At 39.6% G+C, this 12,326-nt stretch carries 9 protein-coding genes and 1 pseudogene; 8 read left to right on the forward strand and 2 right to left on the reverse strand.

Features of this window, described 5'->3' with window-relative positions:
• Positions 1-106 precede the first annotated feature (106 nt).
• Complete coding sequence (locus GKC25_RS03235) at positions 107-3,325, forward strand: efflux RND transporter permease subunit (RefSeq protein ID WP_095286008.1); 3,219 nt, start codon at positions 107-109, stop codon at positions 3,323-3,325.
• 36 nt (positions 3,326-3,361) lie between these two features.
• Here the strand turns inward: GKC25_RS03235 and GKC25_RS03240 are convergent, their stop codons facing one another.
• The gene (locus GKC25_RS03240) at positions 3,362-4,315 is read right to left on the reverse strand and encodes a nucleoside hydrolase (protein WP_187704383.1); all 954 of its coding nucleotides are present in this window, start codon (positions 4,313-4,315) and stop codon (positions 3,362-3,364) included.
• A gap of 181 nt (positions 4,316-4,496) precedes the next feature.
• On the opposite strand from GKC25_RS03240, the gene GKC25_RS03245 reads away from it, so the two are divergent.
• From GKC25_RS03245 to GKC25_RS03275, 7 genes and pseudogenes are all read left to right on the forward strand, one after another.
• Positions 4,497-5,405 carry a diacylglycerol kinase gene (locus GKC25_RS03245; RefSeq protein ID WP_034664632.1) on the forward strand — a complete coding sequence of 303 codons (909 nt, stop codon included), beginning with the start codon at positions 4,497-4,499 and terminating at the stop codon, positions 5,403-5,405.
• A 60-nt stretch (positions 5,406-5,465) separates the two neighbouring features.
• Entirely contained in the window at positions 5,466-6,860 is a 1,395-nt protein-coding gene (rlmD, locus tag GKC25_RS03250) for a 23S rRNA (uracil(1939)-C(5))-methyltransferase RlmD (RefSeq protein WP_187704384.1), read from the forward strand.
• 226 nt (positions 6,861-7,086) lie between these two features.
• Positions 7,087-7,332 carry a hypothetical protein gene (locus GKC25_RS03255; RefSeq protein WP_187704385.1) on the forward strand — a complete coding sequence of 82 codons (246 nt, stop codon included), beginning with the start codon at positions 7,087-7,089 and terminating at the stop codon, positions 7,330-7,332.
• Positions 7,325-7,936, forward strand: coding sequence for a DUF6037 family protein (locus GKC25_RS03260; RefSeq protein WP_187704386.1), 612 nt, complete (start codon positions 7,325-7,327; stop codon positions 7,934-7,936). Before GKC25_RS03255 ends, GKC25_RS03260 begins: the two co-directional genes overlap by 8 nt.
• A gap of 98 nt (positions 7,937-8,034) precedes the next feature.
• Entirely contained in the window at positions 8,035-8,919 is an 885-nt protein-coding gene (locus tag GKC25_RS03265) for a hypothetical protein (RefSeq protein ID WP_187704387.1), read from the forward strand.
• A gap of 868 nt (positions 8,920-9,787) precedes the next feature.
• Positions 9,788-10,759: a tRNA dihydrouridine synthase gene (locus GKC25_RS03270; RefSeq protein WP_034664624.1), complete on the forward strand. Its 972-nt coding sequence runs from the start codon at positions 9,788-9,790 to the stop codon at positions 10,757-10,759.
• 110 nt (positions 10,760-10,869) lie between these two features.
• Positions 10,870-11,319: pseudogene (locus GKC25_RS03275) on the forward strand (SMI1/KNR4 family protein); the annotation flags it as partial.
• A gap of 134 nt (positions 11,320-11,453) precedes the next feature.
• Here GKC25_RS03275 and GKC25_RS03280 read toward each other — a convergent pair.
• Positions 11,454-12,218, reverse strand: a complete 765-nt coding sequence (locus GKC25_RS03280) for a MurR/RpiR family transcriptional regulator (protein WP_034664621.1) — start codon at positions 12,216-12,218, stop codon at positions 11,454-11,456.
• Between the last annotated feature and the right edge of the window lie 108 nt (positions 12,219-12,326).

Consider the following 12,326-nt stretch of genomic DNA (forward strand, 5'->3'; position numbering starts at 1 on the left):
ATGTTACGTCAAACGCAAGTGAAATGGTTGACGGCATTGTATATCACCGTTTATTATGATATAGAATGACCAGTCAGTCAATACATAAAGGAAAATGGAGGACATAATGAATTCGATCATCAATTTTGTATTAAAGAATAAGTTCGCTGTATGGCTCATGACGATTATCGTAACAGTTGCTGGTCTATATGCCGGATTGAATATGAAACAAGAATCAATCCCGAATATCAACACTCCAGTCATTACGGTTTCTACAACGTATCCTGGCGCAACGCCGGACGAAGTATCAGATAAGGTGACCGACCCAATTGAGAAGTCTATTCAAAACCTCAACGGAGTCAATGTGGTCACATCCAATTCATTTGAAAATGCCTCATCTATTCAAGTCGAGTACGACTATAACAAAGACATGGATGAAGCAAAGAAGGAAATTGAAGATGCGATTAGCAATATCAATTTTCCGGAAAATGCAGAAAAACCAAAAATTGCACGCTTTAGCATCAACGCGATTCCAATCTTAGCACTCAGCGTCTCTGGTGATAAAGAATCACTAGAAGACCTTACACAGAAAGTAGAAAACGACCTTGTTCCTTCTCTTGAAGGATTAAACGGTGTCTCTTCTGTCGAAGCTTCAGGACAGCAAATCAAAGAAGTAGAATTTTCTTTTAAACAAAAGAAATTGAAAGAATACGGTTTAGATGAAGAAACCGTCCAAAACATGATCAAAGGCTCTGATGTCAACGTACCATTAGGTCTATACACATTTGGCAACAAACAAAAATCAGTTGTCGTGGACGGCAATATTTTAAGCGTCAAAGATTTGAAAAACATGCGAATCCCTGTCACACCAAGTGCAAGCGGCGGTGCGGGAAGCGCTGGAGCTGGGGCACCTTCCAGCGGCTCTGAAAACCCAGGTGCGCAAGGTGCAGAGCAGCAGGCTGGAAATGCTAGTCAGCAGCAAGCAGCAGCTCAGCAGCAAACTGGTGGAGGAGCAGCAAGCGGTCAATCTGTAGAGCTGCCGACGATCAAGCTTTCTGAAATTGCGGATATTAAAGTAGTAAAAGATGCAGAATCGATCTCTAGAACGAATGGAAAAGACAGCATCGGTCTGCAAATTGTCAAAGGCTCTGATGCCAATACTGTGAGTGTGGCAGAAGAAGTGACAAAAGAGCTTGAGAAATTCAAAAAAGACAACAAAGGAATCAAAGTAAGCACGACATATGATCAAGCAGAGCCGATTAAAGAGTCTGTCAGCACAATGCTGAACAAGGCAATCATCGGAGCAATCTTTGCGATCATTATCATTATGTTGTTCCTTCGAGATATCAAATCAACATTAATTTCGGTCATCTCTATTCCGTTATCTCTGTTGATTGCTGTTTTATTATTAAATCAGCTTGATATTACATTAAATATCATGACACTTGGTGCCATGACCGTCGCCATTGGGCGTGTGGTCGATGACTCGATTGTGGTCATAGAAAATATCTATCGACGAATGGCGTTAAAGGATGAACCGTTAAAAGGCAAAGCACTCGTCAGAGAAGCCACAAAAGAAATGTTTATCCCGATCATGTCTTCGACGATTGTGACGATTGCGGTATTCTTACCGTTAGCATTAGTAGGTGGAATGATTGGTGAACTATTCATCCCATTTGCCCTAACGATTGTGTTTGCTTTACTTGCTTCACTGCTTGTCGCCATTACGATTGTTCCAATGATGGCACACAGTCTATTTAAAAAGGACCTGTACGGCACAGCGAAAAAAGTAAAAGAGCATAAACCAAGCAAGCTTGCTGGCGGTTATAGACGTGTACTCAATTGGACACTGAACCATAAATGGATCACATCAGGAATTGCCATTCTTATGCTCGTCGGAAGCTTATTCTTAGCACCACTTGTCGGTGTCAGCTTCTTACCACAGCAAGCAGATAAGACGGCGATGGTAACATATACACCTGAACCTGGACAAACGAGAGAACAAGCAATCGATGAAACGAAAAAAGCAGAAGAATACTTGATCAAACGTGACCATGTCAATACTGTTCAATATTCACTAGGTTCTTCAAATGCGCTTACAGCAAGTGTAGGCGGCAACTCGAACGGTGCGTTATTCTTCGTACAATATGATGAAGACACGCCAAACTTTGATAAAGAAAAAGATAAAGTGGTCAAAGCCCTGCAGGACAAAACGTCTAAAGGGGAATGGAAATCACAAGACTTCTCATCTGCTGGCGCAAGCAATACAGTAACGTACTATGTCTACGGTGACAAAGTAAGCGATATTGAAGGCACAGTAAAAGATGTCGAGAACATCTTAAAAGATGAGAAAAACTTAAAAAATGTCAGCACAAGCTTATCTGAGAAATACGATGAATATACGTTTAATGCAGATCAAGAAAAACTAGCGAAGCTGGGTCTAACTGCTTCACAAATCGCTCAAGCGATTGCCCCTCAAAATAGTGAAACAACACTGACGAAAGTCACAGAGGACGGCAAAGAACTTGATGTGAAGCTTCAAACCGAAAAAGACGAATATAAGAGCAAAAAAGATTTAGAAAATAAAAAGATCACAACACCAACAGGACAAGAAGTCCGGATTGGTGATGTCGTAAAAGTAAAAGATGGTACGACAGCAAATACGGTGACAAAACGTGATGGAAAAATCTACGCAGAAGTGTCTGGTGACATGACAACAGACAACGTCTCAAGTGTGACACAGGATGTTCAGAAGAAAGTCGACAAGCTTGATGTGAAGTCTGGCGTAACGATTGACACAGGCGGCGTAAGTGCGGATATTGAGGAATCCTTTACACAGCTTGGACTTGCAATGCTTGCAGCGATTGCCATTGTGTACCTCGTTCTCGTCATCACATTTGGCGGAGGTCTTGCACCATTTGCGATTCTCTTCTCACTTCCATTTACGATTATTGGCGCACTCGTTGGATTGTTTTTAGCAAAAGAAACCATCAGCTTAAACGCTATGATTGGATTGCTTATGCTGATCGGTATCGTTGTGACAAATGCCATTGTGTTGATTGACCGAGTGATTCATAAAGAAAAAGAAGGTCTTTCAACAAGAGAAGCTTTACTTGAAGCAGGAACAATAAGATTACGTCCCATCTTAATGACTGCACTTGCGACGATCGGTGCACTGCTGCCACTCGCATTAGGATTTGAAGGCGGAAGCCAGATCGTATCAAAAGGACTTGGCGTGACCGTGATCGGCGGTTTAACAAGTTCTACACTTCTCACATTGGTCATCGTCCCAATCGTGTATGAAATTTTAAGCAAGTTCAGACGTAAGAAAAAGTACGCTGAATAAGAATAAGAGGAATCCCCGCTCATTGGCGGGGATTTTTTATGTTGAAATCTGACAAACAGCTTTTCTCATGAGCTCTTCAAATGCTTGGAAAAAGGCATCACGATCGACATGGTCAATCACTTGTATTGACTTTCCTTCTGGATGCTCTTCGGTACGTCCTTGCTTTGGCGTCTCGGTATAAACGATCGCGCTCACTTCCTTTGAATGGGTAAATGATGAAGAAGCAAGAGTCATCGTTGTCAGCACGTCCCATAGGTAATAGGTCGAATTCGTTTCATGATGAATGAGCGGTGGACAAAAGGCGTAGCACTGACCAATAAAATCAATTCCAATGTGAGAACGAAGGGAAGCCCAGCGCTGACGCACATCAAGTGTAAGCGGAACTTGATTCGTGCTTTCAAGTGCGACCATTTCAATAGGAAAGCGTTCCTGGAAGACAGTGCTGACAGCATAAGGGTCCCAAAATGCATTCCATTCTGCTGTCCCATCATGCTCGGGTTCCTCAACATTGCCTTTTTCAATAAACGTACCGCCCATCCACACCAATTTCTCAATTTGATTAGAGATTGAAGGATCTTCTTCTAAGGCGCGTGCAAGGTCTGTGAGTGGGCCTGTAAAGAGCAGCGTGACAGGTTCTGCTGCCTTTTTAACGGTTTCGATTAAATGAAGGTGTGCTGGAAGCTTGGACACTTTTGTATCTACAATGCCTTTCTCGTTTAGAATAGGTAAGGCATCTACATAAAAAGCATGCATGCGCCACTCTTTCGGAAAAGGATTGACGCCTCTAGAATTTGAAGCAGCGATTTCAATTTCATAGGGGCTAAATCGATCAATGATTTTTTGAGACGCACTGAGAGCAGGCTCTAAATAACAATCAGCAGGAATCACAGACGTCCCGATCACTTTCAGATGTTCCATTTGAAGGAGAAGAAATAACGAGACGAGGTCATCAACACCGCCATCATGATTAAAATAGACAGGCTTTTTCATCGCATACCATCCTTTAGAGCGTTTTCTTTTATCTTATCAGAATGCTTTCTTGCTGAGTGAAATGTGGCAGGAGATTTCTCATATTAGCTGGTTGTTCTGTTGCCATTTTCAAATCTCATAGTATAATTAAAGGTTGTTAGTGGTGAAAATAGATTGCATAATGAATATAGGATGATGATGAATGAAACGTGCTCGAATTATATACAATCCGACATCTGGGCGTGAACTCTTCAAGAAGAATTTGCCGCAGGTTTTGCAAAAATTTGAACAAGCTGGCTATGAAACATCTTGTCATGCAACCACATGTGCAGGAGATGCGACACAAGCAGCTGAAAAAGCTGCACAGAGAGACTTTGATTTAATTGTAGCAGCAGGTGGAGACGGCACGATCAATGAAGTCGTCAACGGACTAGCACCGCTTGAAAAAAGACCAAAACTAGGAATCATTCCTGTTGGAACAACAAATGACTTCGCAAGAGCACTTGGCATTCCACGAGAAGGTGTTTTAAAAGCGACAGATGCCATTATTGATGGTGTAGCGAAGCCGCTTGATATCGGTAAAGTCAACGGCCATTATTTTATTAATATTGCAGGCGGCGGCCGGTTAACAGAGCTCACTTATGAAGTGCCTAGTAAGCTGAAGACAATGCTTGGACAGCTTGCTTATTATTTAAAAGGCATGGAGATGCTTCCTTCTATCCGCCCGACAGAAGTCGAAATTGAATATGACGGCAAATTGTTTCATGGAGAAATCATGCTGTTTCTTGTTTCACTCACAAATTCAGTAGGCGGCTTTGAAAAGCTAGCGCCAGATTCCATTTTAGATGATGGAATGTTTGACCTGATTATTTTAAAGAAGGTCAATTTAGCAGAAGCCATTCGAGTAGTCAGCCTTGCACTACGAGGCGAGCATATTCATGATAACAATGTCATCTACGCAAAAGCGAATCGCGTGAAGGTAGATGTAAAAGATAAAATGCAATTAAATTTAGATGGCGAATTCGGCGGCATGCTGCCAGGTGAATTTGAAAACCTGTATCGTCATATAGAATTTATAGTGCCAAAAGCAACAGCTGAAAAAATAGGGTAGAGATTGAACTTGGTTCCTTATGGCGCCAAGTTTTTCTTTGCAAATGAGGTGATAAAATTGGTGAAAATGAAACCGCCTGTTGAAAAGAATGAATACTACAATGTAACCTTCGAAGACTTAACGCACGAAGGTGCAGGTGTAGCGAAAATTGAAGGGTTCCCTGTCTTTGTACCGAATGCCCTTCCTGACGAACAAGGGAAAATCAAAGTCACACGTGTCAAAAAAGGATTTGCTTTTGGACGACTCATGGAGCTGACAAAGGAAAGTCAGCACAGGCAAGATGCGCCATGTCCTATCTACAAGCAGTGCGGAGGCTGTCAAATTCAGCATATGAGCTATGAAGGCCAGCTGCTATTTAAACAGAAACAAGTAAAGGACGTTTTAGAGCGGATCGGCAAGCTTGATATGAGCCGTGTAAAAGTTCATCCTGTACTAGGCATGGAAGACCCTTGGAATTACCGAAACAAAGCACAAGTTCCAGTTGGCGAACGGGAAGGCGGACTTGTTGCAGGATTTTATCAGCAGCGTACCCATGAAATCATCGATATGGAAAAATGTTTGATCCAGCAATCAGAAAATGACGAAGTGGTACAGGCGGTAAAAGACATATGCAATGTGTTTGGCATTAAAGCATATAACGAAGAGCGGCACAAAGGCTGGCTGCGTCATGTCATGGTTCGCTATGGTATTGCAACAGGTGAAATGATGGTTGTGTTTGTCACTAGAACGGCTGACTTTCCGCAAAAGCAGCAGGTGATTGAGCAGATTATAGCACGCTTCCCACATGTTCGGTCAATTGTGCAAAACGTGAATTCAAAGAAAACAAATGTCATTTTCGGAGATGAAACGACCGTTTTATGGGGAGAAGAATACATTTATGACACGATTGGCGACATCAAATTTGCCATTTCAGCCCGCTCGTTTTATCAAGTGAACCCAGCTCAAACAAAAGTGCTTTACGACAAAGCGCTTGAATATGCAGAGCTGCAAGGTGAAGAAACCGTGATTGATGCGTATTGCGGAATCGGTACGATTTCCTTATTTCTCGCCCAAAAAGCAGGCAGAGTATATGGCGTAGAAATTGTGCCAGAAGCAATTGAAGACGCAAAACGCAACGCTGCCTTAAACGGAATCAACAACGTCGAATTCGCAGTCGGTGAAGCAGAAACCGTCATCCCAAATTGGTATAAAGAAGGCATCAAAGCAGACACCCTCGTCGTCGATCCGCCAAGAAAAGGCTGTGACGAAGCACTGCTTGACACCATTTTAAAAATGAAGCCAAACCGAGTTGTTTACGTGTCCTGTAACCCAGGAACGCTTGCTCGTGATTTGCGTATTCTTGAAGATGGTGGGTATGTGACAGAGGAAGTACAGCCTGTGGATATGTTTCCGCATACGAGTCATGTGGAGACGGTAGTATTGATGTCAAGGGTGAAAGTTAATACGATGTTTTAGGGATAAAAAAGTTTATAAATAAAGGGTTTCCGTGATTTGAGATCTGGTTTCAAACCAGCAGGATGATCACGGATTTTTATTTTGTGGGAACTTATCCAAGATAGGTTAGATGATCAAGAAGATGATATGGATATTGACGTGGTAAGTTGGCACGATTGCTAGCAAAAAAGTGGATAGTTGACAAGATGACTAACGAAATCAGCATAGGTGTCGTTGGTGACAAGAATTGAAAACAAGAGAATTTTTAAATATAATTACAGATTATAAACTTGCTAATGAAATTAGAAAATTTGTAGATGTTCTGAAGGGAAGTAGTAAACTGATAAAGAAACCATTCAATGGATGTTGGAAAAGGCTGATTGGATTGATCCTACAATCTCAATCGAGGATGAATTATTTGGAACAAGAGAACATCTCAAAACTAATGAAAAAAGAAGAGTTCATTGGTAAGAAAGGAGAAAAAAGTGCTTGAAAATCTAAAAACTTTAAAAAATGATATGGTAAATAAAAATTGGACTATTAGTAGCTTTTGGTTTACTTATAAGAGAGTAAGTTATGTGGTTCTAGTAAAAAGATTTGTTGGTTCAGAAAAAAGAATTAATCGATACGCATTGGTAAAACTTCATTTTATGAAAGTCAATGATTTGACTACAAATTTAATTGTTGAAGCAAATGTAAATGGACTACTAATAGATACAAAAACTTTACGTGAATTTTTCGGGATTGAATTTACAGAAAATTTAGGAGATATTATTAAACAATTTACGAATCAATTAGCGGAGTCAATACCAGAAGAGATTCCAACTTCAGTTACTGATATAGAAAAGTCTGCTATGGTTGAATCTTTGAGTAAAAGTGATTCTGAAGATCCCAATAAAATATATTGTAATAGAGTCGGTAGAAATAGTGGAAGTCGAAGCGAATTTAATTCTGATAAAACTAAATTGCTTAGGCCTTCTTTATATAAACATTTTGAAAATGATTCAAGTATTAGTTTCTTTTACTCTACAGAAAAAGAGCGTTGTAATGATGATGCAACAATCTTGAAGAATTTCTCAAATAATAAATCTTTATGATGGGGATATTTTGTATGGAAACTCTTAAAAAATAATAGAAAACCTAATATCACTTAAACAAGAAACATTAAAGAAAGTATAGTTAAGGTGGCGATATGATGTATAAACTAAAAAAATGTGCCCTGTGTGGTGAGGAGACTAACTTGGAGTTGAGCCACATTGTTCCCAAAATGGTTATGCGTACGCTTAAGAAAACTGCCGCGGGCAACATCCGGAATTCTGAAAATCCGAATATCCCCGCTCAGGATAGCGAAAAGCACTATATGCTCTGTGGAAACTGTGAGGATTTATTCAGCGAAAAAGAGACGTACTTTGCTAACACTCTCTTTCACCCATACATAAAGAAGGAAAAGATGAAATTTGATTACGACAGCAAGCTTTTCTATTTCTTAACGTCCTTGAGCTGGAGAAGCCTTTACTTAGATCTGATCGATTTCACAGAAAACCACGTGGTCGGCATTGATGCCTTGGAATGCTTGATATCTTGTGAAAAGATTATGAAAGATTATCTGCTTAACAATAGGAATAATATAGAAACAATCGAACACCACTTATTTTTCTTTGATGAGATAAGGGAAATCACAGGCAATACTGAGATGGCTGAGTTAAGGCCACATGTAACATTTCACAGGGGTATAACTAGCTATACCTTTTGCTTCGAAGATGATGGCACGTATGGGACTATTACAAATATGATGGGAATTGTACTCATTACCCTTTATAAAAAAGGAAGTCGGGAAAAATGGGAAGGGACAGAAGTTCTAAACAGTATTGGCAGTATTGAAGCAAAAGACCAAAAAATAATCAGTGTAGTGGGAAACGAATTCACAAATATCCTAAAAACAGCTCAGGTTGCCTCGAACTCAATAAGAGAAAAGCAAATGGGGAAGATGATAGAAAACTTAAAAAATAAGGCAGATAAAATAAAAGTTTATCCAGTCTTCCGAGATTGGCAGAGTGACTGTAAGTTGAATAAAAAATAAGATGTAACAATGATATGTTCCCACAAACGTCAGTCAATCTTGGATATATATCCAAGTAAGGGCCTCAATAAAAATGGGGTTTGAAACAATGAATTTGATAGCTATAAACTCAACTCAAGGCATGTGTAGTGAGTGGCAAGTCTTGTGATTAATTAGTAATGTATTGAGAGACATCCCGATTTCGAGAAAAACATCGATATCGGGATATTTTTATTTTTGTAACACTACTTGCATAAAAAACGGTTAACCTGAGGTTGAAAATCAATATTTCCCGTGCATTTGGTTATGAGAAGAGAGAATTGTTGATGAGGAAATCAGAAAAAAAGTTGAAAGGATATAACTATTGTTTATATCTTCTCCAGGTCCCGGAGGATATGTTGCCGAAGATAACTGGAGGTTTCAGTATAGTCCTCCCGACATTGAACGGAGTGGGCTTTCTGGAAAGCCGCGTCCCCTCAACTTTAAAAAAGTGTTGAAATGGAGTTTTGATTTTTACGTTTTTCAATATCCACATTGAGGCTAAAAGGTATCTTTGTACTATTTTTATAATGTGATATATTCATGTGTATGTGTTCATAAGCCCTACATGGCTTTTTTTATTTGAATATATTTTTTATTAGTTTGCCAGATGCATTACCTGCTGCCCGTCGCATGACACGTTTTCCAGTAGTACCTTTTTGAACGGCGTTTACGTCTTCTCAAATTTTTGATATTTTATAAAGTGCTGATAGCATTTTGTTAATGTTCATTTTATGCTCCTTTTGCGTTGAATCCTTACTAAAGTATATAATGATAAAAATTACTGAAAGATTTTATAGAAGAAACATGCCCTTTAAGGCGCTATGTTATGAGAGGAATTGGATGAAAGATGAGTAAAAATTTCTGGCGTGATTTACCACGGCCATTTTTTATATTAGCACCAATGGAAGAAGTGACAGATGTTGTGTTTCGTCATGTTGTGAGTGAGGCGGCGAGACCTGATGTGTTTTTTACAGAGTTCACGAACAGCGAGAGCTATTGCCATCCGGATGGGATTCAAAGTGTGAAAGGGCGTTTAACGTTTACAGAGGATGAGCAGCCAATTGTTGCTCATATTTGGGGAGACAAGCCTGAGAACTTTAGACAAATGAGCATTGGAATGGCGGAGTTAGGATTTCAGGGGCTTGATATTAATATGGGCTGTCCTGTCCCGAATGTCACGCAAAACGGGAAGGGCAGTGGATTGATTTTACGTCCAGACGTTGCGGCAGAGCTGATTCAGGCTGCAAAAGCTGGGGGGTTACCTGTCAGTGTGAAAACAAGACTTGGTTTTACAGAGGTCGATGAATGGCGCGGGTGGCTCAGACACATATTGGAGCAAGACATTGTGAATTTATCAATCCATCTCCGCACAAGAAAAGAAATGAGCCAAGTGGATGCACATTGGGAGCTCATTCCTGAGATAAAAAAACTTCGTGATGAAGTAGCACCTGATACTCTTTTGACCATCAATGGTGATATTCCTGATCGTCAAACGGGCTTAAAGCTCGCTGAGCAGTATGGAGTGGACGGAGTGATGATTGGGCGCGGGATTTTCCATAATCCATTTGCCTTTGAAAAAGAACAGAAGGAGCATACGAGTGATGAGCTGCTAGGCCTTTTAAGATTGCATCTTGATCTTCATGATCAATATTCATCACTAGGCTTGCGTCCATTCAAGGCACTGCACCGTTTCTTTAAGATTTATGTGAAAGGATTCAGAGGAGCGAGTTTCCTAAGAAATCAATTAATGAACACATCATCAACAGATGAAGTGCGTGCAATGCTGGATGAATTTGAAGCGAGAAATAAAGAACAATAACGATTGAAAAGAGGAGGAGAAGCCCTTCTCTTTTTTCTATGAATAGGACTATTAAACTAGTCGTCTCAAATGGTAAGATAAGATAGAAATAACAATTGGAGGTATTTTATTTGAAATCATTTTGGGATAAAGACAGAGAAAGTGAAGAGACATTTAATAAAATCAATGAGAAAGGAATTGCAAAAGCGGAAAAGAAGCTAGGCGTCATCCTGCCTGATACATATAAGAAACTTATTCTTGAACAAAATGGCGGTTATACCTTGCATAATGCTTTTCCAACGGACCAGCCGAATGGATGGGCAGAGGATCATGTGTCATTTGATCATTTAAGAGGAATTGCTAAAAATGAAGGCATTATGGATAGTGATTATTTAATAGAAGAATGGGAATTGCCTGAGGGACTTGTGCTGATTTGTGGAGATGGTCATACGTGGATTGCATTGGATTACAGAGAAACAAAGGAGCATCCGCCCATTCATTACTTTGATCTAGAATATGAGACGGATTTCAAATTAGCGGATTCGTTTGATGAACTGCTTGCTGGGCATTATACTGCTGAATAACATTGAGCAGTCATCACTTATTTCAGAAAAATATTTTGGTGTTTTTTGAGAGAGACAAAAGTGTCTCTCTTTTTTTATGAAGCAAAATGAATTATTTCACCACTTCACTCCAAAACTGTACCTGTTATTTTTTAAGTCCTATTATTCAATTGGTTCCATTTCCACTCACTAAATTTTCTTACGATAATATCTACCACAATGTAAAATGGCAGAAAGCTTGAGTTGTCCACTTTGTTATACAAAGGAAACGGGGTGCTGCTTACATAGATGTTAAACATGGCATTTTGTGCAAGGAGGTTATTCCTCAATGTGGTCATGCTGATAAATTTGATATGTCTAGTTTTCACCAATTGAATGATTTCATCTAAATTCTTCGATTCGCCTGATAAAGAAATGATAAATAAAAGGTCATCCTCACCAAATTCAACGATTCCATCTGTTAAGTCTCGCTTACTTCGTAAAACTTGAGATTTCTTATGCAGTGACCATAACTGTCGTTGTACATCATTGGCCAAATCGAGCTGAGCTGTTCCTGTACCATAAATATAAATATACGTTGCGCGATCAATCAGTTGATTTAATTGATGAAAGTCCAGCTGCTCCATATATTTCCTTGTCTGCTGGATATCTTGATCGAGCAGCTTCATTAAATCTTGTGTTGTTTCTTCAGTATGATTATTCAATTTCACATAAGACTTTAAGTCACTGTAGCCGTCGAAGCCTATTTTCTTGGCAAGCCGATGGATGGATGAGATGGAAGTATGAGCATAATGAGCAAGATCCTGAATTTTCATTGTCTTCATTTCTTCAAGGTGATCGTGAATGGTTTTAATAATGTGCAGGTCATTCTTATTTAAATCTTCGAAGTATTCATTTACCAGCTTGTCCAATATCATGCGATGTGCCCTCCAACATGAAAATATTTTCTTCCTGTGAAAATATAATCTAATGTTACAACTTGATTTCTAAATACGTCAAACCTATTGGTTTTTGTAAGCGCTCCC

Origin of the sequence: Bacillus pumilus (assembly GCF_038738535.1) — a bacterium.
In the GTDB taxonomy this organism is placed as follows: domain Bacteria; phylum Bacillota; class Bacilli; order Bacillales; family Bacillaceae; genus Bacillus.

Coding starts and splice junctions, on each gene's coding strand:
- GKC25_RS03235 (WP_095286008.1), top strand. CDS start 107: ATGAATTCGATCATCAATTTTGTATTAAAGAATAAGTTCGCTGTATGG.
- GKC25_RS03240 (WP_187704383.1), bottom strand. CDS start 4,315: ATGAAAAAGCCTGTCTATTTTAATCATGATGGCGGTGTTGATGACCTC.
- GKC25_RS03245 (WP_034664632.1), top strand. CDS start 4,497: ATGAAACGTGCTCGAATTATATACAATCCGACATCTGGGCGTGAACTC.
- GKC25_RS03265 (WP_187704387.1), top strand. CDS start 8,035: ATGTATAAACTAAAAAAATGTGCCCTGTGTGGTGAGGAGACTAACTTG.
- GKC25_RS03270 (WP_034664624.1), top strand. CDS start 9,788: ATGAGTAAAAATTTCTGGCGTGATTTACCACGGCCATTTTTTATATTA.
- GKC25_RS03280 (WP_034664621.1), bottom strand. CDS start 12,218: ATGATATTGGACAAGCTGGTAAATGAATACTTCGAAGATTTAAATAAG.